This is a genomic window from Azospirillum sp. HJ39 (assembly GCF_041507355.1).
Classification (GTDB): domain Bacteria; phylum Pseudomonadota; class Alphaproteobacteria; order Azospirillales; family Azospirillaceae; genus Azospirillum; species Azospirillum thiophilum.
This window is the reverse complement of sequence record NZ_CP167911.1, coordinates 2,791,314-2,814,703: the sequence shown is the minus strand read 5'-3', so window position 1 is coordinate 2,814,703 and position 23,390 is coordinate 2,791,314. Positions and strand designations below refer to the sequence as shown.

Annotated in this window: 19 protein-coding genes; 4 read left to right on the top strand and 15 right to left on the bottom strand. The window is 71.6% G+C overall.

Features of this window, described 5'->3' with window-relative positions; all coding sequences use genetic code 11:
• Positions 1 to 69: 69 nt before the first annotated feature.
• Complete coding sequence (locus ABMY26_RS26700; protein WP_372397589.1) at positions 70 to 2,022, top strand: right-handed parallel beta-helix repeat-containing protein; 1,953 nt, start codon at positions 70 to 72, stop codon at positions 2,020 to 2,022.
• Between the two features lie 49 nt (positions 2,023 to 2,071).
• On the opposite strand, the gene ABMY26_RS26695 is transcribed toward ABMY26_RS26700, so the two are convergent.
• The 5 genes from ABMY26_RS26695 to ABMY26_RS26675 form a co-directional block, all read right to left on the bottom strand.
• Positions 2,072 to 3,421 carry a heme biosynthesis protein HemY gene (locus ABMY26_RS26695; RefSeq protein ID WP_372397588.1) on the bottom strand — a complete coding sequence of 450 codons (1,350 nt, stop codon included), beginning with the start codon at positions 3,419 to 3,421 and terminating at the stop codon, positions 2,072 to 2,074.
• The gene (locus tag ABMY26_RS26690) at positions 3,418 to 5,127 is read right to left on the bottom strand and encodes a mitofilin family membrane protein (protein WP_372397587.1); all 1,710 of its coding nucleotides are present in this window, start codon (positions 5,125 to 5,127) and stop codon (positions 3,418 to 3,420) included. The genes ABMY26_RS26695 and ABMY26_RS26690 overlap by 4 nt, the downstream gene beginning before the upstream one ends.
• A gap of 150 nt (positions 5,128 to 5,277) precedes the next feature.
• On the bottom strand, positions 5,278 to 6,048 hold the full coding sequence (locus tag ABMY26_RS26685; RefSeq protein WP_372397586.1) for a uroporphyrinogen-III synthase: 771 nt from the start codon (positions 6,046 to 6,048) through the stop codon (positions 5,278 to 5,280).
• A gap of 52 nt (positions 6,049 to 6,100) precedes the next feature.
• Complete coding sequence (gene hemC, locus ABMY26_RS26680) at positions 6,101 to 7,036, bottom strand: hydroxymethylbilane synthase (RefSeq protein ID WP_372397585.1); 936 nt, start codon at positions 7,034 to 7,036, stop codon at positions 6,101 to 6,103.
• Positions 7,037 to 7,108: 72 nt separating this feature from the next.
• A complete protein-coding gene (locus ABMY26_RS26675) occupies positions 7,109 to 7,993 on the bottom strand; it encodes a class I SAM-dependent methyltransferase (protein WP_372397584.1) in 885 nt (294 codons plus the stop codon).
• A gap of 45 nt (positions 7,994 to 8,038) precedes the next feature.
• Here ABMY26_RS26675 and tsaD point away from each other — a divergent pair, with 45 nt between their 5' ends.
• On the top strand, positions 8,039 to 9,112 hold the full coding sequence (gene tsaD / locus ABMY26_RS26670) for a tRNA (adenosine(37)-N6)-threonylcarbamoyltransferase complex transferase subunit TsaD (protein ID WP_372397583.1): 1,074 nt from the start codon (positions 8,039 to 8,041) through the stop codon (positions 9,110 to 9,112).
• Between the two features lie 37 nt (positions 9,113 to 9,149).
• Positions 9,150 to 10,166 carry an NAD(P)H-dependent glycerol-3-phosphate dehydrogenase gene (locus ABMY26_RS26665; RefSeq protein ID WP_372397582.1) on the top strand — a complete coding sequence of 339 codons (1,017 nt, stop codon included), beginning with the start codon at positions 9,150 to 9,152 and terminating at the stop codon, positions 10,164 to 10,166.
• Here ABMY26_RS26665 and ABMY26_RS26660 read toward each other — a convergent pair.
• From ABMY26_RS26660 to ABMY26_RS26635, 6 genes are all read right to left on the bottom strand, one after another.
• Positions 10,163 to 10,900, bottom strand: coding sequence for a helix-turn-helix transcriptional regulator (locus ABMY26_RS26660; protein WP_372397581.1), 738 nt, complete (start codon positions 10,898 to 10,900; stop codon positions 10,163 to 10,165). The two genes, ABMY26_RS26665 and ABMY26_RS26660, sit on opposite strands and share 4 nt — an antisense overlap.
• Before the next feature lie 25 nt (positions 10,901 to 10,925).
• Complete coding sequence (locus ABMY26_RS26655) at positions 10,926 to 11,303, bottom strand: VOC family protein (protein WP_372397580.1); 378 nt, start codon at positions 11,301 to 11,303, stop codon at positions 10,926 to 10,928.
• A gap of 110 nt (positions 11,304 to 11,413) precedes the next feature.
• Positions 11,414 to 14,563, bottom strand: a complete 3,150-nt coding sequence (locus ABMY26_RS26650) for an error-prone DNA polymerase (RefSeq protein ID WP_372397579.1) — start codon at positions 14,561 to 14,563, stop codon at positions 11,414 to 11,416.
• Between the two features lie 209 nt (positions 14,564 to 14,772).
• A complete protein-coding gene (locus tag ABMY26_RS26645; protein WP_372397578.1) occupies positions 14,773 to 15,294 on the bottom strand; it encodes a hypothetical protein in 522 nt (173 codons plus the stop codon).
• 14 nt (positions 15,295 to 15,308) lie between these two features.
• Entirely contained in the window at positions 15,309 to 15,875 is a 567-nt protein-coding gene (locus tag ABMY26_RS26640; RefSeq protein ID WP_372397577.1) for a hypothetical protein, read from the bottom strand.
• Between the two features lie 164 nt (positions 15,876 to 16,039).
• A complete protein-coding gene (locus tag ABMY26_RS26635; RefSeq protein ID WP_372397576.1) occupies positions 16,040 to 17,107 on the bottom strand; it encodes a diguanylate cyclase in 1,068 nt (355 codons plus the stop codon).
• A gap of 251 nt (positions 17,108 to 17,358) precedes the next feature.
• Here ABMY26_RS26635 and ABMY26_RS26630 point away from each other — a divergent pair, with 251 nt between their 5' ends.
• Positions 17,359 to 19,239 carry a potassium transporter Kup gene (locus tag ABMY26_RS26630; RefSeq protein ID WP_372397575.1) on the top strand — a complete coding sequence of 627 codons (1,881 nt, stop codon included), beginning with the start codon at positions 17,359 to 17,361 and terminating at the stop codon, positions 19,237 to 19,239.
• Positions 19,240 to 19,317: 78 nt separating this feature from the next.
• On the opposite strand, the gene ABMY26_RS26625 is transcribed toward ABMY26_RS26630, so the two are convergent.
• From ABMY26_RS26625 to ABMY26_RS26610, 4 genes are all read right to left on the bottom strand, one after another.
• Complete coding sequence (locus ABMY26_RS26625; protein ID WP_372397574.1) at positions 19,318 to 19,914, bottom strand: hypothetical protein; 597 nt, start codon at positions 19,912 to 19,914, stop codon at positions 19,318 to 19,320.
• 92 nt (positions 19,915 to 20,006) lie between these two features.
• The gene (locus tag ABMY26_RS26620) at positions 20,007 to 20,948 is read right to left on the bottom strand and encodes an Hsp33 family molecular chaperone (protein WP_372397573.1); all 942 of its coding nucleotides are present in this window, start codon (positions 20,946 to 20,948) and stop codon (positions 20,007 to 20,009) included.
• 218 nt (positions 20,949 to 21,166) lie between these two features.
• Complete coding sequence (gene argF, locus ABMY26_RS26615) at positions 21,167 to 22,108, bottom strand: ornithine carbamoyltransferase (RefSeq protein WP_372397572.1); 942 nt, start codon at positions 22,106 to 22,108, stop codon at positions 21,167 to 21,169.
• Positions 22,105 to 23,277 carry an aspartate aminotransferase family protein gene (locus tag ABMY26_RS26610; protein ID WP_372397571.1) on the bottom strand — a complete coding sequence of 391 codons (1,173 nt, stop codon included), beginning with the start codon at positions 23,275 to 23,277 and terminating at the stop codon, positions 22,105 to 22,107. Before ABMY26_RS26610 ends, argF begins: the two co-directional genes overlap by 4 nt.
• Positions 23,278 to 23,390 lie beyond the last annotated feature (113 nt).

Genomic DNA, 23,390 nt, shown 5'->3' with positions numbered 1-23,390 from the left:
CGGTGCGGCGGCGCTGGGTCAGTCTCCCCCCTTCGGCGGAAGAGTCGCCGTAACGGAGGAGCTTCTGCAATGCCCCGTCCATCGACTGGAACGGCCTGGAGTGGAGCGGCCAGGATCCTGCCCCGGATCGCGATGCTCGGCGCGCTGGCGCTTCCGTTCGCCGGAGGAGGAGCGGCAGCGGCGGCGGCGGAGGCGAGTTTCCATGTGTCCCCCGCCGGCAACGACCGCTGGTCGGGGCGTTTGGCCCAGCCGTCGGCGGACGGGCGCGACGGTCCCTTCGCCACCCCGGCCCGCGCGCTGGCCGCGGCGAAGGGCAATGGCCCGGCGACGGTGCGGCTGCATGGCGGAACCTATCGGCTGACGGCGCCGCTGGTGGTCGACGGCTCGCTGGCCGGCCTGCGCCTGATCGCGGCGGAGGGCGAGGAGCCGGTGCTGTCGGGCGGCGAGCCGGTGGGCGGCGCGCAGCCGGCGAACGGCCTGCTGTCGGCGCCGCTGGCGCGCGATCCGGGATTGGACGTCTCCATCGGCGGGCAGCGGCTCGATGCGGCGCGCAGCGGCGAGGTCACTCCCGGCGACCCGCGCAGCGGCTGGTTCCCGGCGAAAGCCGTCCAGTCAGATTCCAAGAGTCCCGGGAGCAAGCGGCAGATGCTGCTGCCGCCCGGGGTGCTGAAGGCCGGCTGGGCCGGGCCGGGGGTGCGGGCGCAGGCGCTGGACCGCGAACGGCTGTCCGACGACATCCTGGGCGTCGCCTCCGCCGATCCGGGCGGGCTGCTGACCCTCGACGGCGACGGGCAATATCCCTACCGCGACGGCTCGACCGTCAGGCTGCTCGGCCATCCCGACTTCCTGAGGCGGCCGGGCGAATTCGCCTGGGACGCCAGGGCAAAGCGGCTGCTGGTGAAGCCGCCGGCCGGGGCGGAGGGCGGACGGGCCGAGCTGGTGGTGGCGCGGCAGGCGACACTGCTGCGGTTGGACGGCGCGCGCGACGTGACGGTGCAGGGGCTGACCTTCGCCGACGTGCCGTGGGACGGCAGCGCCGTGCTGGCCAAGGGCGGCAGCGGGCTGCGCATCGCCGGCAACCGCTTCGCCCTGGTCGGTACAGCGGTGACGCTGGACGGCGCCGTCCGCAGCGAGGTGTCGGGCAACCGGATGGAGCATCTCGGCCGCAGCGGTGTCCTGCTGGCGCCGGGCAGCCGCGACAACCGCGTCCTCGCCAACCGCATCAGCGACATCGGCGAGGTGCGCTTCTTCGGCGGCGGGGTGATGGCGGCCGGCATCAGCGGCACGCTGATCGCCCACAACGACATCCGCCGCGCCGCGCGCTACGGCATCTCGATCAAGAACTGGAACCCGCAGACGGTGAACAGCGACAACATCGTCGAGTTCAACCGCATCCGCGACACCGCCCGCCAGACCGCCGACGCCGGCGCCATCGAGATGCTGGGCCGCAGCGGCAACGACACCCGCAGCATCGTCCGCTTCAACGACATCCGCGACAGCGGCGGGCTGGCCACCGACGCGCAGGGGCGATGGCTGGTCCGCTACAAGGGCTTCGGCATCTATCTGGACGACATGACCAGCGGCGTGACGGTGCAGGGCAACCTGCTGGAGAACACCGGCGCCGCCGCCATCTTCCTGCATGGCGGCGACAACAACCGGGTGTCGGACAACGTCACCCTGATGCCCGATGCCAAGGACCGCTTCCTGCGGCTGGAATGGGTGCCCAGCGCCGGCAAGGCCGGGCTGATGCACGGCAACGTCGCCAGCGGCAACGTGGTGGCGGGGCCGTCGCCGAAGGACCAGCTCGTCACCAGCCTGACCGGCGGCGAGTTCCGCATCGAGGACAACCGGCTGGAGACTGCTGCGCCGGAGGCCGCGCCCGCCGGGGCCAGGACGGCCGGCGGAGCCGCGAATGCCGCCGCAAGTGCCGCCGCCGCCCCTGCCCCCCGGACCCTGGACCGCCTCCGCGCCCTGAAGGACCTCCCCCTCGACCGCGTCGGGCCGGAGGGGCTGCGGCAATAAAAAAACCCCTCTCCCGGGGCGGGAGAGGGGGTCGAACCTGCGTCTATCCTTACGCGGTCGCCGGACGGGCGAGCGCCGGGGGAATGTCCGTCGGCTCCATCAGGGGAACGGCGACGGTCGGTGCCTTCCAGGCCAGGCTGTCGAAGGCGCCGCAATGGCCGCACAGCCCGCCCCAATTGTGGCTGACCGCCCCGCAGGAGCCGCAGGTCCACACCGGGTCTTCCGGCGCGTTGGCGGCCTTGGCCAGCCAGTCCTTCGCAGCATCCTCGTCATGGCGCTCGCCGCGGTCCAGCTCGGCCATCAGCCGGTAGGCGCGGCGGGTCGGGCCGATCTCCATCGCGCGGTTCAGGTGCTGGCGCGCCTCGCCCCACAGCTGGGCGTCGATCGCGGCGCGGGCGACCGCCAGATGCGATTCGGCCGAGTCGGGGGACTGCCGCAGCAGCTTCTGGAACAGCCGGACCCGGGTCAGCGCGTCGTAGCTGGCGATGATGCCGCGGTAGACCTCGGCCAGTTCCGGATGCGGCGACTGCCGCCATGCCCGCTCCACCACCTTGGCGGCCGGCTTCAGCCGGTCGGCGGCGACCTGCAGGCGGGCCAGCCGCACCGCGGCGGGGACGAAGCCCGGCATCATGTCGTGCGCCGCCTGGGCGTGCGACAGGGCGGCGTCGGCCCGGCCGCGGCGTTCCGCCTCGAAGCTGCGCTCTAGCAGCAGGACGGCGCGGTGGCGGCGGCCCTCCTCGGCCGGGATGGCCCCGGCCTGGATCGCCTGCTGCAGCGTGCCTTCGGCGGCAGCCCAGTCGCCGGCCCGCGCCTCCAGGTCGTAGAGCGTGCCGAGCAGCCAGGGCGTGTCGGGCTGGAGCCCGCGCGCCTTGCGGGCGAGGGTCAGCGCCTCCACCCGGTCGCCCGACTTGATCGCCTGGGTCAGCAGCCCGCGCATGCCGAGGAAGGCCGTCTCCGGCCGCTCCAGCATGGCATGGAAATACTGCTTGGCGGCGCGCTCGTCGCCCTGGAGCTGGGCGGCCTGGGCCGACAGCAGCATGGTCAGCGGCGGCTCGTTCAGCAGCCCGTCGGCCTTGCGCGCCATCTTGCGCGCGGTCGGCGCGTCGCCGGCGGCGATCGCCACCATGCCCTGGGTCAGGGCGCGGTAGCCGCGCTCGCGGCGGCGGGCCCGGCTGTGGCGGCGGATGCGCTGGGGCGTGCGGATCAGGCCGCGCAGCAGGCGGTAGCCCAGCGCCGCGATGCCCAGCGCCGCCAGCCCGGCCAGCAGCGCGACCCAGAAGGGCGCCTCGACGGCATAGCCCAGCCAATGGACGCTGACGGTGCCGGGACGGTCGGCCAGCCAGATCGCGGCGGCGATGACCACCGCGACCTTCAGAAGGAACCAGAGGGCGCGGATCATTGGGCGGCCCCTTTCCCGCCGGCGGCGGTGGTCATCAGGGCGATGGCGCGGTCGTTCAGCTGGCGCACCGCCTGATCGGCGGCCAGACGCGCCTTGGCGTCGGCCAGCCAGGCGGCGGCGGCCTGCGCGGCCGGACCCTGCAGGGCCGACAGCTCCTCGACCGCCTTGCCGAGATTGCCGGAGGAGAGAGCGGCCTCGGCACGGGCGACGATGGCGTCGTCGGTGGTGCCGACCACCCCGCCGCCCTCGCGGCGCACGGTGACCAGGGTCGACAGCTTGCCGACCGCCGAGTCGATCCAGCCGTTGCCCTCGCCGCGGATCCCGGCGCGGACGATCTCGCCTGCCAGCGGCTGGAAGCGGTCGGTCAGCTGAGCGCGGGTCTGAATGCCCTTGGCGGCATAGGGCGCCACCGCGTCGAGTGGCTGGGACACCCCGGCATCGGCGATGTTGAGGGCGCGGACCGCCTGCAGATCCTGCTGGAACGGCTGGCCGCCCGACAGCGAGGCGCGCAGCTGGCCGGCGGCCAGAACCAGCGCCTGGGCGGCGGTGGCGGCGTCCTGGCGCTTCTCCAGGCCCTGGCTGACGGTCGAGACCTGCTGCTTCAGCGAATCGACCTCGCTGCGCAGCTCCTGCGCCGCCTGGCTGTTGCCGGAGACGGCGGTGAGCTTCTGTTCCAGCGCGGCGAGGCGGTCGGCCAGCGCCTTCCGGGCGTCGTCGGCGGCAGCGCCGGCGGCGGGATCGGCGGCCGGGCGCTTCTCCAGCGCGTCGATCCGCCCGGTCAGGGCGGTGAGGTCGGCGGCGTTGCCGCCATTGCCGGCCGGTGCGGCGGCCGGGCGCTGCTCCAGCTTGGCGACGCGGTCGACCAGCTGCTGGATCTGCGCGCGCAGGGCCGGATCGGCCGGGGCGGCGGCGCCGGAGGTGGCGGCCGGAGCGGCCGGGGACGGCCAGCCGGGCAGGGCGGGGCCCCACCAGGGCGCCGACAGCGCGGCGGCGCCGACCAGCAGGGCGACGATCGACAGCGCGGTGGCGAAGCCGCTGCCGGAGCGCGGCTCGTCGAGATATGAGGGCGTCGGCGCGATGGTCGGGCGCACCGGCTCGGCGTCGGCGGTGCTGCCGTAGCCCGTGCTGCCGGTGGAGGACCAGGGCGTCGCGGAGTCGGACGGCTTGGCGTCTTCCGCCTTCGCCTCTTCGGCCTTCACCTCCTCTTTGCCGGGTTCGGTCGTCCCGAGCGGCGCGGCGGGCGGGATCAGCGCGTCGGACGCCTGCGGCCCGGCCGGGACATCGGCGCCGGGGATGCTGTCGGCCGGCGCGGCGGCCGGGACCGGTTCCACCGCCGGAACGGTGTCGGCGGGCGTGATGTCTGCGGGCGTCACATCGATGGGGGTGGCGGGGGCGGGCGTGACGATGACGGCCGGGGCGGCGTCGGTCTGCCGGTCCTCGCTGGGGGTGGCCGCGTCCAGGTCGGCGTCGTCCAGCTTGATGCGGTGCTTGGCGGCGGCGGTGCGCAGGTCGGCGTGGCGGGCCAGCGGGATCGCGCCGCGCTTCTTCCAGCCCTGCACCGTCGTCACCGGGGTGTCCAGCTTGTGGGCCATCGGGCGGATGCCGCCGAAACGTTCGACGATGCGGTCGACCGCCGCATTGCCGGTGCTGGCGCCGTCGCCGTCACGGTCGGTGCCGGGGCGTTCGGAGCCTGGACGAGAGGTCATGGGCTGTACCTTCGGTTCGCTGTTGTTCGTCTTAACGCCACAGCCCCCCGGACCGGTCCGCTCATCCTCCGTACGCCCGGCCCGTCCAACGCGGCGTACCCCGGAGGGGGCGTGCCTGGGATAAGGCCGAACGGCCGGACCGCACCGGTGTCACCCGGCGGCCGGCAACAGATCGAGCAAGGCGTCCTGCTCCGGCCGGGCCGCCACCCGTACGCTTCGCCACGGCGTCACTCCCTGGTCGCCGTACGCACGGGCAGCCTCCGCGACCGCGGGGCTGAGACAGAACGCGTCGACCGTACGACAACGGTCGACCAGTCCGGCCTCGGCCAGCAGCCTAACAAAGGAGGCCGCGGTACGGGGAGAGAAAAACAACACGCCGCCGATGCCCGACGTACGCAAAAATGTCGCGGTCTCCTCCGACAGGGCGGAAGCGGGTACGGCGTCGTACATCACGCTGCGGTGCAGCGTGAACCCGGCCGTTCCCAGCAGCCCGGCAAGGTCGCCCGCCACCTTGCTTCCCGCCACATGCAGCAGCGTACCTGCCGCCGGATCGCGCAGGAGCCGGACACGCTCGGCCAGGGCGTACACGTCGCCCGACGCGCTGTCGACGTCGGTGAAGCCGGCCTCGCGCGCCGCCCGGGCCGTGGCGTCGCCGACGGCCTGCACCGGACGGTCGCGCCGGCTCGTACGTTTGGAGTATGCCCGTACGCCGTTCGCGCTGGTGAACAGCAGGGCCTGTACGTTCGAGAGGTCCGGTTCCGGCCCGTCGATCCACACCATCGACAGCATCGGCTCCACCGCCACGGCATGGCCGAGAGCCTCCAGCCGCCGCACCAGAGGCTCGGCGTCCTCCATCGGACGGGTGACTAGAAGCCGCGTACGGCCCTGTCGGGAAGGGGAGACGTGCTGCTTTTCCATCATCCGGAAGGCCTGCTGTCTTTTCCGCTATCCGGAAAATCCGCCAAGCCGACGGTCAGTGCGGGGCGGAGAAGAAACCGGGCGGCAGCTGCGCCCGGATCTCGGCCCCGGCGTCGGCGCCCAGCGACAGCGCCTCGGCGGCTGTGCCGCGGCGCTCGGCCCGGAAGATGCTGCGGCCGTCGTGCGACAGTACCTTGGCGCGCAGATGGAGCCGGTCGCCGTCCAGCACCGCCAGCGCGGCGATGGGCGTGCGGCAGGAGCCGTCGAGGGCGGCCAGCAGCGCCCGTTCCGCGGTGACGCGCACCGTCGTCTCCGCGCAGTTCAGCGGAGCCAGCAGGGCGCGGGTATCGCTGTCGTCGCTGCGGATCTCGATGCCGATGGCGCCCTGGGCGACCGCGGGCAGCATGGTTTCCGGCTCCAGCACCGCGCTGATGCGGCCGGTCAGGCCGAGGCGGCGCAGGCCGGCGAGCGCCAGCAGGGTGGCGTCCACCTCCCCGGCATCGAGCTTGGACAGGCGGGTCTGCACGTTGCCGCGCAGGGGGACGATGGTCAGGTCGGGGCGCAGCTCCAGCACCTGGGCCTGACGGCGCAGGCCGGCGGTGCCGACGACGGCGCCGGCGGGCAGGTCGGCCAGTCCGCCGCCGGAGCGGGCGAAGAAGGCGTCGCGCGGATCCTCGCGCGGCAGGAGGGTGGCGATCTCCAGCCCGTCGGGGAGCTGGGTCGGCACGTCCTTCATCGAATGGACGGCAAGGTCGGCGCGGTTGTCGAACAGCGCCTCCTCCAGCTCCTTGGTGAACAGGCCCTTGCCGCCCGCCTCCGCCAGGGTGCGGTCGAGGATGCGGTCTCCGGTGGTCTTGAAGACGACGATCTCGATGGCGCCGGGGGCGGCCAGATGGGGATGGGCGGCGATCAGGCGGTCGCGGGTTTCATGGGCCTGCGCCAGCGCCAGCGGGCTGCCGCGCGTCCCGATACGGAGCGGGTGGGTCGTCATAGGGCGTGTTCTAGGCGATCCGCACAGCTTTGCAAGGATTCGTCGCCCTGCCATACCGAAGATTGAGACGGATCAAATTTCGTCCGGAGAACCTTGAAAGGGGCGGTGGCCAAAGGGGCGATGACCGACCAGCACGGTGCGCCGGCTGGCGACCGTCCAGGGCGCGCCGTCGAAGTCGCCGTGGACCCGGTCGACCGCCAGCCCGGCCGCGGGCAGCCGCGACCGCAGATCCGCCAGCCCGATCATCCGCCAGTGGAAGGCGAAGGGGGTGCTGCGGATCGAGCCGTCGGGCAGCAGCTCGTCATAGCGGCCGGCGATGCGCTGCACCCCGTCGCCGTCCACCGCGCCGGCCCGGGCATGGCGGACCACCGGGTTGCCGGTGCGCGGATGGCGGCGCGGGCGCGAGGGGGCCGGGGCGGGGTCGGCGTCCTGCGGCAGGGTCAGCGGGTTCATCACGTCGAGCGCCACCGTGCCGCCGGGGGCGAGATGGCGGGTGACGGCGGCCAGCAGGCGGGCCTCGTGCCCGCCGCCCGGCACCATCATCAGCAGGTTGAAGGGCAGGATCGCCAACCGGGCGGCAAGCTCCGGCCGGTCGAGGCCGGCGGCGTCCTGCTCCAGGATGCGGACGCGCGCCCGCACCTCCGGCGCCTCGGCGGCCAGCCGGTCGCGCAGTTGGGCCAGCATGCCGGGGTTGACGTCGACCGCCCAGACCTCCGCGCCGGTGCGGGCGAGCGGGATGGTCAGGCGGCCGGTGCCGCATCCGACCTCCAGCACGGGGCCACCGTTCGAGGCGCCGGTGGCGCGCGCCAGGCCGGTGTAGAAGGCGACGTCGCCCAGCAGGCCCAGGCGGGCGAGCGTCGCCGCGTCGTCGGCCCGCGCCTCGCCGATCTCCAGCGAGGGATAGTCGGCGTCGTAATAGAGGATGCTGCCGTCGTCGGGCGGGGTGTCGGGGTTCATAACTCGACGCTATACCCGGACGGCCAAGGCCGCTAGTTTGGCGGCATGATCGTTCTTGGAATTGAAACGAGCTGCGACGAGACGGCGGCGGCCGTCGTCACCGACGCGCGCGAGATCCGCGCCGACGTGGTGCTGTCGCAGCTGGACGACCACACGCCCTATGGCGGCGTCGTCCCGGAAATCGCCGCCCGCGCCCATCTGGAACACCTGGACGGGCTGATCCGCCGCGCCATGGCGGAGGCCGGGATCGGCTTCGGCGACCTCGACGCGGTGGCTGCCACCGGCGGGCCGGGGCTGATCGGCGGCGTCATCGTCGGCGTGATGACGGCCAAGGCCATCGCCGCGGCGCGCGGGCTGCCCTTCGTCGCGGTCAACCATCTGGAAGGCCACGCGCTGACCGCGCGGCTGACCGACGACGTCGCCTTTCCCTACCTGCTGCTGCTGGTGTCGGGCGGCCATTGCCAGCTGCTGGCGGTCGAGGGGGTGGGACGCTACCGCCGGCTCGGCACCACCATCGACGACGCGGTGGGCGAGGCGTTCGACAAGACCGCCAAGCTGCTGGGACTGGGCTATCCCGGCGGGCCGCTGGTGGAGAAGGCGGCGGCGCGGGCGACCAACCCCGGCCGTTTCGAGCTGCCGCGGCCGATGCTCGGGCGTCCGGGCTGCGACTTCTCCTTCTCCGGCTTGAAGACTGCGGTGCGGCGGCATGTGGAGGAGCTGGGCGGCGTTTTGACGGAGGCCGACCGCGACGACCTCGCCGCCGCCTTCCAGGCGACGGTGGCGGAGGTGCTGGCCGACCGCTGCGCCCGCGCCATCCGCCGCTTCAAGGAGGAGCATCCGCAGGGCGGCGCCCTGGTGGTCGCCGGCGGCGTGGCCGCCAACAAGGCGATCCGCGCCCGGCTGGCGACGCTGGCGGGGAAGCACGGCATGCCGTTCGTCGCCCCGCCGCTGCGGCTGTGCACCGACAATGCGGCGATGATCGCCTGGGCCGGCATCGAGCGCTTCCGCCTCGGCGAAAGCGATCCGCTCAGCTTCGCCCCGCGTCCGCGCTGGCCGCTGGACCCCACGGCGGCCCCGGCGATCGGGCGCGCCGGGGTCGGGTCGGGGGTGAAGGCGTGACGGGCGCCGGTTTCAACAACATCCTGCGTGGTCGGCCATGAGCGTGGTTTCCTCTCCCCTCCATCGCATCGGTGTCGTCGGCGGCGGCGCCTGGGGCACGGCGCTGGCGCTTGCAGCCCTGCGCGCCGGGCGCGACACGCTGTTGTGGGCGCGCGAGCCGGCGGTGGTGGAGGCGATGGGCATCCGGCGGGAGAACCGCGACTATCTGCCCGGCGTGCCGCTGCCCGACGCGCTGCGCGTCACCGGCGACCTGGCCGATCTCGGCGGCTGCGACGCGGTGCTGCTGGTGTCGCCGGCCCAGCATGCCCGCGGCGTCGCCGCGCAGATGGCGCCGCGGCTGAAGCCGGGCGCACCGGTGGTGGTGTGCGCCAAGGGGATCGAACTGGACAGCCACGCGCTGATGAGCGAGGCGGTCGCCGCCTCGCTGCCGGGGGGGACGCCGGTGGCGATCCTGTCCGGCCCGACCTTCGCGGCGGAGGTGGCGCGCGGGCTGCCGACGGCGGTGACGCTTGCCTGTGCGGACGAGGAGCTCGGCGCGGTGCTGGTGGCGGCGCTGGGCAGCCGCACCTTCCGGCCCTACCGCTCGGACGACGTCGTCGGCTCGCAGGTCGGCGGGGCGGTCAAGAATGTGCTGGCCATCGCCTGCGGCGTGGTCGAGGGGCGGCGGCTGGGCGACAACGCGCGCGCCGCGCTGATCACCCGCGGGCTGGCCGAGATCACCCGGCTGGCGCTGGCGCTGGGCGGCCGGGCGGAGACGCTGATGGGGCTGTCGGGGCTTGGCGACCTGACGCTGACCTGCTCCAGCCTGCAGTCGCGCAACATGTCGCTGGGGGCGGCGCTGGGCGAGGGCAAGGCGCTGGCCGACATCCTGGCCGTCCGCCGGTCGGTGGCGGAGGGCGTCTACACCGCCGCGGCGGTGGTCGGGCTGGCGGCGAAGCTGGGGGTCGACATGCCGATCTGCGGCGCGGTCGACGCCATCCTGAACCGTGGCGCCGGGCTGGACGAGACCATCGAGGGGCTGCTGTCCCGGCCCTTCCGCGGCGAGGGATTCTAGGGCTTCCCGGTCCAGCCGTCGGCATGCGCCGACTCCGCGTCCCGGCTGTGGCAGGCCTCATCGCGCCAGAGCGCCAGATAATCCTCCAGGCCGCGGCCGGGGAGCTCGTCGAAGCGGCGGTCCAGCGCCGCGAGGCTGTCCATGCGGTCGATGCGGAAGCTGCGGAACTCCTCGCGCAGCTCGCACCAGGCGCCCAGCGTCCACACCCGGCCCCAGAAGAACAGGCCCAGCGGCTGGACCGCGCGGGCGGAATTGGTGCCGTCCTGGCGGCGGTAGTCGAACAGCACGACGCGGCGGGCGTTGATGGCACAGCGCAGCACGTCCATCCGCTCGCGCAAGGGTGCGGGGAAGGAGAAGTCGGGGACGAAGACCCGGCTGTCGGCCAGCTCGCGCCGCCGCGCCTCGGGCACCACCGCCTCGACCTTGTCGAGCGCGCGGGCGGCGGCGTCGGCCAGCCCGCCGCCGACCCAGGCACGGGCGAGCCGGGCACCGACCACCAGCGCCTCGACCTCGTCCCGGGTGAACATCAGCGGCGGCAGGTCGTAGCCGTCGCGCAGCAGATAGCCGACGCCGGCCTCGCCCTCCACCGGCACGCCGGAGGAGGCGAGGTCGCGCATGTCGCGGTAGACGGTGCGTTCCGACACCTCCAGGCACCGCGCCAGCTCGGCAGCCGTCACCAGCCGCCCCTTGCGGAGATGCTGGACGATCTGGAACAGGCGGTCGGCGCGGCGCATGGCGGTGGCGTCCCGGGATAAGGGGTCAGTGCATCGAATAGAGGCCGACCCGGTTGCCCTCGCTGTCGATGAACTGGGCGAAATAGCCGATCTCCGGCGCGATCAGCGTCTTCGGCACGACGATCGTGGCGCCGGCCTGCTCGGCGCGGGCCAGCGGGGCCGACAGGTCGTCGCCGCCGTTCAGGTAGACGGTGGTGCCGTCGGCGCTGGGCTTGCAGGACTCGTGCTGGATCAGGCAGCCCTTCACGGCGTCGCCCTCGGCGGGGAAGACGGCCATCTTCATGCCGCTGGGACAGGGCTCCTGCACCAGGGTGACGGCGAAGACGGTTTCGTAGAAGCTGACGGCGCGGGCGAGGTCGGCGGCGGGGATCTCGAACCAGGTGACGACGTTCGGCGTGTTCATGGAACAGGCTCCTGACAGGTGGGAGGGGGAATGTTCGTGGTTCGTGCCGGCACGCCCCCTTGATAGCACACCCCCTCCTGACAGCGTGATGTCAGGAGGGATCGACATCCTCAATGAAAATTGCGCCCCCTGGGAAAGGGCGTTGCCGCGGAACGGTCCTCGCCGGTCAGCTCGGCCAGCCGGTGGGTGAGGTCGATCAGCGATTCGACGCGCAGATGCACCACGCCGTCATGGCTCTGGATCCGGCCGGTGGCCGCCATCAGCCTTGCGGTCATGACCGCGCGGCGGAAGATCTCGAAGATGTCGGGCATGACGACGAGGTTGGCGATCCCGGTCTCGTCCTCCAGCGTGACGAAGACGACGCCCTCGGCGCTGCCCGGCCGCTGGCGCACCAGCACCAGACCGGCGGTGGTCAGCCGCCGGCCGTCGCGCGCCTGCGCCAACCGCTCCGCCGGGGTGACACCGGGCAGCCCGTCGCGCAGCAGCGCCAGCGGGTGGGCCTTCAGCGACAGCGACAGGCTGCCGTAATCCATCACCACATGCTCGCCCAGCGCCATGGCCGGCAGCGGTGCGTCCGGTTCGTCGGCCATCGGGCCGTCGAGACGGGCGAAAAGGGGCAACGGCTGGTCGCCCAGCGCCCGGACTGCCCACAGGGCCGCCCGGCGGTCGAGCCCGACCGAACGGAAGGCGTCGGCCTTGGCGAGCTTTTCCAGGACGGCGACCGGCAGGCGGGCGCGGCGCCAGAGGTCGTAGGGGTCGCGGTAGCCGCCGGCGCGGGACAGGACGATGGCGTCGGCCTGCTCCGCGGTGAAACCCTTGATCAGGCGGAGGCCGAGGCGGAGGCGCAGCCGGCTCTCTCCCGGGGCGGGAGAGGGAAACTCTTCCACCGTGCAATCCCACCCCGACAGGTTCACGTCGGGCGGCAGGACGGTCACGCCATGCTCGCGCGCGTCGCGGACGATCTGGGCCGGGGCGTAGAACCCCATCGGCTGGCTGTTCAGCAGGGCGGCGGCGAAGATGGCGGGATGGTGGCGCTTGATCCAGGCCGAGACATAGACCAGCAGGGCGAAGCTGGCGGCGTGGCTTTCGGGAAAGCCGTATTCGCCGAACCCCTCGATCTGCTTGAAGCAGCGTTCGGCGAAGGCAGGGTCGCAGCCGTTGGCGACCATGCCGGCGACGAACTTCTCCTGGAACAGATGGACCTGTCCGGCCTTGCGGAAGGCGGCCATGGCGCGGCGCAGCCGGTCGGCCTCCTCGGCGCTGAATCCGGCACCGACCATGGCGATCTTCATCGCCTGCTCCTGGAACAGCGGCACGCCCAGTGTCCGCTCCAGCACCGGCTCCAGCGACGGCATCGGATAGGTGATGTCCTCCGCCCCGCTGCGGCGGCGCAGGTAGGGATGGACCATGCCGCCCTGGATCGGGCCGGGACGGACAATGGCGACCTCGATCACCAGATCGTAGAATGTCTTCGGCTTCAGCCTGGGCAGCATGCTCATCTGCGCCCGGCTCTCGACCTGGAAGACGCCCAGGCTGTCGGCCCGTCCCAGCATCTCGTAGACCGCCGGATCGTCCTGGGGCAGGGTGGCCAGCGTCCAGCGCGTGCCATGCACCTGTTCGATCAGGTCGAAGGCCCGGTGGATGCAGGTCAGCATGCCCAGCGCCAGCACGTCGACCTTGAGGATGCCGAGCGCGTCGATGTCGTCCTTGTCCCACTCGATGGTGGTGCGGTCCTCCATCGCCGCGTTGGCGACCGGGCAGAGGTCGGACAGCGGGCCGCGCGTGATGACGAAGCCGCCGACATGCTGCGACAGGTGGCGGGGAAAGCCGATCAGTTCCTGCGCCAGCTCAAGCGTGCGGCCGAGCCTGGGATCGTCCGGGTCGAAGCCCAGGGACCGGGCGCGCTCCGCGTCCACCCCCTGGCCGCTCCAGCCCCAGATCGAGCCGGTCAGCCGCGCCACCAGATCGGCCGACAGCCCCATCGCCTTGCCGACCTCACGCAGGGCGCCGCGGGCACGGTAGCGGATGACGGTGGCGGTCAGGCCGGCGCGGTCGCGGCCGTATTTGCGGTAGATGTACTGGATCACCTCCTCGCGCCGCTCATGCTCGAAATCGACGTCGATGTCGGGGGGCTCGTCGCGGGCGGCGGAGATGAAGCGTTCGAACAGCAGCTCGAATTCGGTCGGATCGACCGAGGTGATGCCCAGGCAGTAGCAGACGGCGGAGTTGGCGGCGCTGCCCCGCCCCTGGCACAGGATGCCCTCGGCCCTGGCGAAGCGGACGATGTCGTGGACGGTCAGGAAATAGGGGGCGTAGCGCCGGTCGGCGATCAGGGCCAGTTCGTGCTCAAGCGTGAGCCGGACCGCATCGGGGATGCCGCCGGGAAAGCGGTCGGACGGGTAGCGGGTCGCCGCCCCCTCCCAGGTCAGCTCCACCAGCCGCTGCTGCGGGTCGATGCCTTCGGCCACCTCGTCGGGATACTCGTAGCGCAGTTCGTCCAGCGAGAAGCGGCAGGCCTCGGCGATCTCCAGCGTGCGGGCGACGGCGTCGGGGTGGTCGCGGAACAGCCGCATCATCTCGGCGCCGGGCTTCAAATGGCGTTCGGCGTTGGCGGACAGCCGCCAGCCGGCCTCGTCGATGGTGGTGTGGTGGCGGATGCAGGTCATCACGTCGGCCAGCGCCCGCCGACCGGCACCGTGATAGAGCACGTCGTTGGTCGCGACCAGCGGCACCCGTTCCGCCTCGGCCAGGCCGGCAAGCCAGGCCAGCCGGCGCCCGTCGTCGCCACGATAGCGGTGGCTTGCCGCCAGATGGAGCTGTCCGCGCGCCAGCCCGCCGCGCCAGGCCCGCAGTTCGGCGAGGAAGCCATCGTCGCGGCGGTCGGGGGGCAGCAGCAGGAACAGCATGCCGTCGGCATGGGCCAGCACGTCGGCGCGGGCGATGAAGCAGTCCCCCTTCGGCGCCCGCCTCTTGCCCAGCGTCAGCAGCCGCGACAGCCGGGCATAGGCGGCGCGGTCTGTCGGGTAGGCCAGCAGGCTGTCGGCGTCGGTCAGGTCGAGCCGGCAGCCGATCAGCGCCCGGATCCCCGCCTTCCTCGCCGCCGCGTGCATCTGCACCACCCCGGCCAGCGAATTGCGGTCCGTCACCCCGACCGCCGCCAGCCCCAGTGCCGCCGCGGTCAATGCCAGTTCGTCGGGCTGCGAGGCGCCTTCCAGGAAGCTGAAGCTGGTGGCGACCTGCAATTCGGCGTAGCGGATCATGGCGAGGCTTCCCGGCGCGGGTGGATGGATGCGCCTGGGGATGATAGCCTGAAAATAGGATTGATGTCATTGCCGTGGCGGGGCGTCGGCTGGCAATGCCCCCACCCCACCTCCCCCGCTGGGCGGGGGAGGGACTGTCGCTGCTTTATCAGGTAAGCACTCGATCCCCTCTCCTGCGTGAGGGGGAAGGGGGCATCGCCGGACGACACTTACCCCAGGTAGGACTCTACGCCCATGATCGTGAAGCCCTTGTTTTCCGGCAGCCGGGTGTGGACCTTCTCCCGTGCCTTCTTCTCGTCCAGCGCCCAGACCAGGATGCGGCGGCCGCGCTTCCAGCTGTCGAGCGCCGCGGTGGTGAGGTTGGCGTTGACGCGGGAGGCATATTCGATGTTGACCACCCGCAGCAGCCAGCCCTCGTCCTGTTGCGTGCGCCGGTCGTCCAGGACATAGACGCGGCGGTCGGCCGCGTCGGCGGCCTTCAGGCGCTGTTCCAGATCCTCGCAGCCCAGCTCGGCCATCGCCTTGCGGCGGCGGGCCTCGCGCAGGTCGTGGGCCTGGCGCAGGGTGACGCGGGCGATCTTCTTGATCCGCTCGACCTGCGCCTGCTTGCGGGAAACGGCGGTGGCGATCCGCTCCTCCGACGTCTTCAGGCGGCGCAGCGCCAGCAGGAGCGACACGGCGAGCGAGGCGAAGCCGACCAGTCCGGCGAAGACATAGGGCATGGCGTCCATTCGCGTGTTCCCTCTCACCCGGCCTTCGCGATTGGCGTGTCGGCGGCCAGGAACTCCTGCATCCGGGTCACCGCATAGCCGAAGGCTGGGGGATAGCGCCGCTCGATCTCCGTCCGCGCCTCCGCCATCGACCGGGCCCAGACCTCGACGGTCTGCGGCTGGGCCCAACTGGCGTCGATCAGGGTGTGCTGGCCTTGCTGGAGGTTGGCGGTGCCGACATATTTGTTCACGATCATGGCGACATAGCAGGGGCAGCCCTGGACCTCCTCGCCGATCAGGCGGACCAGCCGTTCGCCGGACTGGCGCGACGCCTCGACCTGCCGCTCCATCGCCTTGCGGCGGCGCAGCACATCCTCCACCGCACCGTCCAGCTCCTTCAGTTCCTGCACCCGACTGGCGCGGCGGGCCTCGAACAGGGACTCCATCTTGGCGCGGCGGGCGATGACGTCGCGCACCCCCTCCGACCCGAGGCGGCGTTCGATCGCGCGCTCACCAAGCACAATGACGAGCTTGCCGATGCCGAACCCCAGGCCCGACAGCCCGAAGGCGGTGATGAGCGCGTTGGTGTAGCTCTGCCACATGTGCTGGTCCCCGGATCGGGAATGCTGTCGATAAGGAGGCATACGACGATAGGAGTAGCCGGTGCGCCCCGGCCGTTCAATCGCCGCGCTGCAACGTTATTCCATATGGAACGTCCCGGCGCCCGGGGGGAGGGCTTCCGGGGCTTCCGGGGAGCCTCCCGTGCCTATTCGATCTCCACCCGGTTGCCGCCGGCCTGCCGGGCCGCCTGGAGCGCACGTTCGGCGCGGTGAAAGGCCTGCTCGACCGACGGTTCCCGCGGCAACCAGGCGGTGGCGCCGATGCTGGCGGTGACGGGGCTGTTGTCCCCCGGCCCCGGCCCCGGATTGCCGGCCAAGGCTGCACGCACCCGCTCCGCCACGACGGCGGTGCCGGCGGCATCGGTTTCCGGCAGCAGGACGACGAACTCCTCGCCGCCGAAGCGGGCGAGATGGTCGGAGATGCGCAGGGCCGACCGCACCCGCTTCACCAGGGCGCGCAGCACCGCGTCGCCGGCCGCAAGGCCGTGGGTGTCGGTGATCCTCCTGAAGCCGTCGGGGTCGAGCAGGAACAGCCCGAGCGGCCGGCCATGGCGCCGTGCCCGCGCCAGTTCAGCCTCCGTCAGCTCCAGGAAGCGGCGGCGGTTCCATACCCCGGTCAGCGGGTCCAGCACCGCCAGCCGGTTCAGGCGGGCGGTCGCCTCCTCCAACTGCCGGGTGCGCTCGGCGACGCGCTGCTCCAGCGCCCGGAAATCGGCATGGGCGCGCAATGCCGTGACCACGCAGGTGACCAGCCTGCCCGCCGTCAGGTCCGTCTTCGCCGTGAAGCCGTCGACCTCATAGGCGAGGACGAGATCCTCTTCCGGCACCCGGGCGGGCTGGCCGGTGCGCAGGATGATGCGGATGCTGCGGTTGCCGAGATCGTCGCGGATTCTGCGGACCAGATGCAGGCCGGCCTCCTCGGTCTCCATCACCACGTCCAGCAGAAGGACGGCGATGTCCGGAGTGCCGCGCAGGATCCGTTCCGCCTCCGCGGCGCTGGTGCAATCGAGGAGCCGGACGGGACGGCCGCGGAAGCGCAGCCGCGCCAGCGCCAGCCGGGTGACGGCATGCATTTCCGGCTCGTCGTCGGCGACCAGGATCAGCCAGGGCGGGGCGTCCGGGTCCGGGGCGCCGGAGTCGGAGGCCTTCTTGCCGCCGGGGGAGCCCTGCGGGGGTGGGGAAGCGTCCGGGGCGAACAGGAAATCGTTGGACATGGCTGCCGGCTCGGGACTGTCCGCGGTACGCGTATGGATGGAAGCACGGAGCCGCGGACGATGCAACGGCGCCGAGCGCCGCGCCGCCCCTCCCTCCGCTCCACCTCCTGGCCGGAAGAGCGGAAATGGCGGCGGATCGGCGGGGCCGGTGGCGCGTTCTGCCATTCGGTGCTTGCGCGGCAACCGCAACCCACCTTAGGCATGGCAGTGCATGGGGCAACGATCGGAGCGGACCGGGTATGGAAGCAGGCATGGACGAGCGCGAGCATGCGACGAAGCTGCGCGCGCTCGCGCTGGGGGCGCTGGGTGTCGTCTATGGCGACATCGGCACCAGCCCGCTCTACACGCTGCGCGAATGCCTGACCGAGGGCGGCGGCTTCCCGCTGGTGCCGGAGGTCATCCTGGGCGTGCTGTCATTGATCTTCTGGGCGCTGATCGTCACGGTGACGGTGAAGTATGTCGTCTTCGTGATGCGCGCCGACAACCAGGGCGAGGGCGGCATCCTGGCGCTGACCGCGCTGGCGCTGCGCGGCATGCGGCCGGGACACCGGCGCACCGGCATCGTCATGGCGATCGGCGTGATGGGGGCGGCGCTGTTCTACGGCGACAGCCTGATCACCCCGGCCATCTCGGTGCTGAGCGCGGTGGAGGGGCTGCATGTCGTGGCACCCGCCCTGGACGCCTACGTCATCCCGATCACGCTGACCATCCTGATCGGGCTGTTCGTGCTGCAGCGCTTCGGCACCGAGAAGGTGGGCCGGCTGTTCGGGCCGGTGATGCTGGTCTGGTTCCTGACGCTGGGCGTGCTGGGCGGCTGGCAGATCGTGCGCTATCCCGGCGTGCTGGCCGCGGTCTGGCCCGGCCATGCGGTGGAGATGCTGTTCCAGCATGGCTGGCACGGCTTCCTGCTGCTGGGGGCCGTGGTGCTGGCGGTGACGGGCGCCGAGGCGCTCTATGCCGACATGGGCCATTTCGGGCGCAAGCCGATCCGCATCGCCTGGTACGCGCTGGTGCTGCCGTCGCTGCTGCTGTGCTATTTCGGCCAGGGCGCCCTGCTGCTGCACGAGCCCGACGCGATCGAGAACCCCTTCTTCCATCTGGCGCCGGAATGGGCGCAGGTGCCGCTGCTGCTGCTGGCCACCGCGGCCACCATCATCGCCGGGCAGGCGGTGATCTCCGGCGCCTATTCGGTGACGCTGCAGGCGATGCATCTGCGCTACCTGCCGCGGATGGAGGTGCGGCACACCTCCGAGCATGCCAAGGGCCAGATCTACATGCCGCAGCTGAACTGGCTGCTGCTGGCCGGCGTCCTCCTGCTGGTGCTGAGCTTCCAGACCTCCAGCAACCTCGCCGCCGCCTACGGCATCGCGGTGACGGGCACCATGGTGGCGACCACGCTGCTGGCCTACAAGGTCGCGCGCTCGCTCGGCCGCTGGAAGCTGTGGCAGGCGGTGCTGGCGCTGGCGGTGTTCCTGACGGTCGACATGGCGCTGTTCCTGGCCAATCTGGTCAAGGTCGAGGAGGGCGGCTGGTTTCCGCTGGTGGTCGGCGCGGCAGTCTTCCTGCTGATGGCGACCTGGCGGCGCGGGCGCGAGGTGGTGCGCAAGCGGCTGGCCGAGGATGCGCTGCCCTTCGACCTGCTGATGGAGCGGATGAAGGGCGGGTCGGTGCAGCGGGTGCCGGGCACCGCCGTGTTCCTGACCGGCAACCCGCGCGGCCTGCCGCCCGGGCTGCTGCACAGCCTGAAGCACTACAAGGTGCTGCACCAGCGCGTCGTCCTGCTGACCGTCGACATCGAGGACGTACCCCATGTGCCCGACGACCGGCGGTTCGAGCTGAAGGCGCTGTCCGCCGGCTTCTTCCGGCTGATCGTCCATTTCGGCTTCAAGGACGAGCCGGACATCCCGCAGGCGCTGGAGACGCGGCGGATCCCGGGGTTGCCGTTCGAGCCGATGGAGACGACCTATTTCGTCAGCCGCGAGACGCTGATCCGCAGCCATGGCAAGCTCGGCCTGCCGCGCTGGCAGGAACCGCTGTTCATCTTCCTGTCGAAGCTGTCGACCAGCGCGTCGGAGTATTTCTGCATCCCGCCCAACCGCGTGGTCGAACTGGGCATGCAGCTGGAGATCTAGAACGGATCCGGCCGGGCAGGCTTTGCCGCCGGGGCGGCGGGCGAGGGCAGTTTCTGCCGCCCCCGCCCGAAGGCAGCCTTAGCGCCGCACCATCGGCGCCAGATCCTTGCGGATGCCGGCGTCGAGCCGGGCGTTCAGGTCGTCCATCATCCGCCGGGTGAGGTCGAGGAAGGTCGCCTCGCGGTCGGCGAGCGAGATGTTCTCCGCCACCGTGGTCGACTGGGTGACGGTGGAGCGCGTCACGCCGCGGAAGCCGCCGCTGCCGGTGTCGGGCACCTCGCCGGCGACCTCGACCTCGATCCGGCCATCGTAGCGCTGGGCCTGATCGTTGGTGAAATAGCCGGTGATGCCCTTCTTGGTCGGTAGCGGCACCTCGACGATGCTGGCGTCGCGGACGGTGACGCGCACGCGCCCCGGCCCGCCTGCCGCCTGCAGCCGCTCCGCCGCCCAGCGCCGCACCGCTTCGGCCGGCGGAACGGCGGAGCGGCCCTCGACATGCTTTGCCCCCATCGGCCGGTAGGAATCGACGACGTCGACGGTCCCGGCATTCAGCACGATCGGCCCGAAATTGGAAAAGTCGATCGGGCGCGGCGCCGGGCGCGGTGGCGTGCTCTGGCAGGCGGCGAGCAGGAGGGTGGCCGTTCCGGCGGCGAGGAGGAGGCGGCGCGACAGCATGGGGGCTCCGGTTCGGGGCTGGGGAAAAGGAAAGGGGCGCGGCGCGGACGCCGCGCCCCGATGAACGCGCCGGTGTCGGACCCTATTCCCGCTCAGGCGGCGGGACCGTACACCCGGTCGAGATCCGCGTCGGTGAAGTGATAGTCGGTCGAGCAGAACTGGCAGGTCACCTCGACCCGGCCGTCGTCGATCTTCAACTCCTGCACCTCTTCGCGGGGCAGGCTGCGCAGCATGGTCTCCACCCGCTCGCGCGAGCAGCGGCAGCCGAAGCGCAGGGCCTGGCCGCCATAGACGCGCACGCCGTCCTCGTGGAACAGGCGGTAGAGCAGGTCGGCGGCCGGCAGCTCGGTCGACAGCAGTTCGTCGCCGGACACGCTGGCCATCAGCGCCATGGCGCGGCGCCAATCGTCCTCGTTGTCCGACGCGACGACATTCTGTTCCTGCGGCAGGCGCTGGACCATGATGCCGCCGGTCCGCCAGGGGCCGAAGGAACCGTCCGCGGCGACGGCGCGGTCGACCGAGACGGTCAGGCCGGTGTCGATCTGCTCGGACTGGCGGAAGTAATGCTGGACGCAGTCGGTCAGCGTCTTGCCGTACAGCTCGACGATGCCCTGGTAGCGGTCGGTGTCGGCGCCCTGGTCGACCGTGAAGGCGATGTAGCCCTTGCCGAGCAGCGCCGCGGCCGGGGCGATCTCCACGTCCCGCTCGGCCTTGGCCAGCGCCTCGGCATCGAACTGGGCGTAGGCGCGCACGTCGCCGACCGAGGTGACGTCGGCCACCATCAGGCGGATCGGTCCGTCGCCCTTGGTCTGGAGGGTGAAGATGCCCTCGTATTTCAGCATGCTGGCGAGCAGCACGGCCAGCGTCGCCGTCTCCGCCAGGAAGCGGGCGACGGTCGGCGGATAGTCGTGGCGGGTCAGGATCTCGTCGATCGCCGGCCCCAGCTTGATCGCGCGGCCACGCAGGCGCGACGCCTCGATCTGGAACGGCAGGACGAAATCATCGGTGAGCGGGCGGACGGACGGATCGTCCATAGGGCGGATTCCTTAAGACAAAAGCCGGCGATGGGGGCGTAGGCCGCAAGATCGGGGCGGGGAGGTGCCGAATCAAGGCCGGCAAGGCACCCATGCATGGGGGGGCCTGTGTGCGGGGAGGCGCTTTGCCCCCTCCCTAACCCTCCCCCGCTGGGCGGGGGAGGGAATCGGTGCTGATGCGGGAGAGGCTAGGTGGGGGGCTCTAGCTTGGCGCCCCGTCAGTCCAGAACGCCCATGCACCAGCCGAGAATCGCCTTCTGGGCGTGCAGGCGGTTTTCCGCCTCGTCCCAAACGACGGAATGGCGGCCGTCGATCACGCCGTCGGTCACCTCCTCGTTGCGGTGGGCCGGCAGGCAATGCATGAACAGCGCGTCGGGGTGGGCGTGCGCCATCAGCGCCTCGTTCACCTGATAGGGGGCGAGGATCGCCGCGCGCTCGTCCACGTCGGTGTTGTGCATCGAAGCCCAGGCGTCGGTGATGACGCATTCGACGCCGCGCACCGCCTCTTCCGGCGAGTCGGTGACGACCAGACGGCCGGTGCCCTCGCGCTCCGCCCAGGCCAGCAGCTCCGGCGACGGGCCGTAGACGGTCGGGCAGGCCAGGCGCAGCTCGAAGCCGAAGCGGACGGCGGCATGGGCCCAGCTGACCGCGACGTTGTTGCAGTCGCCGATCCAGGCCACAGTCCGCCCGCCGATGGGGCCGCGATGCTCCTCGAAGGTCATCAGGTCGGCCATGATCTGGCAGGGGTGGGTCTGGTCGGTCAGGCCGTTGATGATCGGGATGCTGGCATGGGCCGCCAGTTCGTGCACCCGCTCCTCGCCGGTGGTGCGGACCATCACCGCATCGACGAAGCGCGACAGCACGCGGGCGGTGTCGCCGATGGTCTCGCCGCGGCCCAACTGCATGTCGTCGGGCTTCAGCACCACGACCTTGCCGCCGAACTGCTGCATGCCGACTTCGAACGACACCCGGGTGCGGGTGGAGGGCTTTTCGAAGATCAGCGCCAGCGAGCGGCCGGCCAGCAGGCTCGAATGGGCCAGCCGGTCGGCCTTCAGGTCGGCCTTGATGCGCACGGCATGGTCGAGCAGGCGGCGCAGGGTGGCGCCGTCCATCCGGTCGATGTCGAGGAAATGCCGAACGTCCTTGTTGTCGCCGCTCATCCCACGCACTCCTGCGCCGTCCGGTCGAGAATCCCGACGGCCTCGTCCACCTCGGCTTCGCCGATGGTCAGGGGCGGCAGCAGCCGCACCACATTGTCGCCGGCCGGGACCGACAGCAGGCCGTTGGCGCGCAGCTTCGCCACCACCTCGCCCACCGGCTGGCCCAGCTTCAGCCCGAGCATCAGTCCCTGGCCGCGCAGTTCCAGGAACATCGACGGATGTCTGGCGATCAGCTCCTCCAGGCGCCCGCGCAGGATGCAGGAAACGCGCTGCACGTCGTCGAGGAAGCCCGGCGCCAGCACGATGTCCAGAACGGCGTTGCCGACGGCGGTCGCCAGCGGGTTGCCGCCATAGGTCGAGCCGTGGGTGCCGGCGGTCATGCCCGACGCCGCACGCTCGGTGGCGAGGCAGGCGCCGAGCGGGAAGCCGCCGCCGATGCCCTTGGCGACGCACATGACGTCCGGCGCGATGCCGGCCCATTCATGGGCGAACAGCTTGCCGGTGCGGCCCATGCCGCACTGGATCTCGTCCAGGAACAGCAGCAGGCCATGCTCGTCGCACAGCGCGCGCAGGCCGCGCAGGAACTCCACCGAGCCGGCACGGATGCCGCCCTCGCCCTGGATCGGCTCGACGCAGATGCCGCCGGTCGCGGGCGTGATCGCGGCACGCACGGCGTCGAGGTCGCCGAAGGGCACCTGGTCGAAGCCGTCCAGCAGCGGGTCGAAGCCATGCACCAGCTTCTCCTGCTTGGCGGCCGAGATGGCGCCCAGCGTGCGGCCGTGGAAGGCCTGCTCGAAGGTGATGATGCGGTTCTTCTGCGGGTTGCCGGATTCATAATGGAACTTGCGGACGGCCTTGGCCCCGCATTCCCATGCCTCGGCGCCCGAATTCGTGAAGAACACGGTGTCGGCGAAGGTGGCGGCGGTCAGGCGGCTGGCCAGGCTCTCCTGCCCGGCGACCCGGAACAGGTTGGAGGTGTGCCACAGCTTCTTCGCCTGCTCGGTCAGCTTTTCCACCAGATAGGGATGCGCGTGACCCAGGGCGTTCACCGCGACGCCGGCGGCGAAATCGAGGAATCGTCGCCCGTCGGTCGCGTAGAGATACGGACCTTCACCACGCTCGAACACGATGTCGGCGCGGGCGTATGTGGGCATGACGACGGGGATCACGGCGTTGGTCTCCCAAAAAAGGAAAATCCGGCGGCCATGGCTGGCCGCCGGGAACGGCAAATATCCGGAGAACGACGGGTTCTGTCAACGGAGAGGGCGGAAAAGACGCTGCT

Bases quoted from the DNA above. Each gene is read 5' to 3' on its own strand.
- ABMY26_RS26700 (WP_372397589.1), top strand. From the start codon at position 70: ATGCCCCGTCCATCGACTGGAACGGCCTGGAGTGGAGCGGCCAGGATC.
- ABMY26_RS26695 (WP_372397588.1), bottom strand. From the start codon at position 3,421: ATGATCCGCGCCCTCTGGTTCCTTCTGAAGGTCGCGGTGGTCATCGCC.
- ABMY26_RS26690 (WP_372397587.1), bottom strand. From the start codon at position 5,127: ATGACCTCTCGTCCAGGCTCCGAACGCCCCGGCACCGACCGTGACGGC.
- ABMY26_RS26685 (WP_372397586.1), bottom strand. From the start codon at position 6,048: ATGATGGAAAAGCAGCACGTCTCCCCTTCCCGACAGGGCCGTACGCGG.
- hemC (WP_372397585.1), bottom strand. From the start codon at position 7,036: ATGACGACCCACCCGCTCCGTATCGGGACGCGCGGCAGCCCGCTGGCG.
- ABMY26_RS26675 (WP_372397584.1), bottom strand. From the start codon at position 7,993: ATGAACCCCGACACCCCGCCCGACGACGGCAGCATCCTCTATTACGAC.
- tsaD (WP_372397583.1), top strand. From the start codon at position 8,039: ATGATCGTTCTTGGAATTGAAACGAGCTGCGACGAGACGGCGGCGGCC.
- ABMY26_RS26665 (WP_372397582.1), top strand. From the start codon at position 9,150: ATGAGCGTGGTTTCCTCTCCCCTCCATCGCATCGGTGTCGTCGGCGGC.
- ABMY26_RS26660 (WP_372397581.1), bottom strand. From the start codon at position 10,900: ATGCGCCGCGCCGACCGCCTGTTCCAGATCGTCCAGCATCTCCGCAAG.
- ABMY26_RS26655 (WP_372397580.1), bottom strand. From the start codon at position 11,303: ATGAACACGCCGAACGTCGTCACCTGGTTCGAGATCCCCGCCGCCGAC.
- ABMY26_RS26650 (WP_372397579.1), bottom strand. From the start codon at position 14,563: ATGATCCGCTACGCCGAATTGCAGGTCGCCACCAGCTTCAGCTTCCTG.
- ABMY26_RS26645 (WP_372397578.1), bottom strand. From the start codon at position 15,294: ATGGACGCCATGCCCTATGTCTTCGCCGGACTGGTCGGCTTCGCCTCG.
- ABMY26_RS26640 (WP_372397577.1), bottom strand. From the start codon at position 15,875: ATGTGGCAGAGCTACACCAACGCGCTCATCACCGCCTTCGGGCTGTCG.
- ABMY26_RS26635 (WP_372397576.1), bottom strand. From the start codon at position 17,107: ATGTCCAACGATTTCCTGTTCGCCCCGGACGCTTCCCCACCCCCGCAG.
- ABMY26_RS26630 (WP_372397575.1), top strand. From the start codon at position 17,359: ATGGACGAGCGCGAGCATGCGACGAAGCTGCGCGCGCTCGCGCTGGGG.
- ABMY26_RS26625 (WP_372397574.1), bottom strand. From the start codon at position 19,914: ATGCTGTCGCGCCGCCTCCTCCTCGCCGCCGGAACGGCCACCCTCCTG.
- ABMY26_RS26620 (WP_372397573.1), bottom strand. From the start codon at position 20,948: ATGGACGATCCGTCCGTCCGCCCGCTCACCGATGATTTCGTCCTGCCG.
- argF (WP_372397572.1), bottom strand. From the start codon at position 22,108: ATGAGCGGCGACAACAAGGACGTTCGGCATTTCCTCGACATCGACCGG.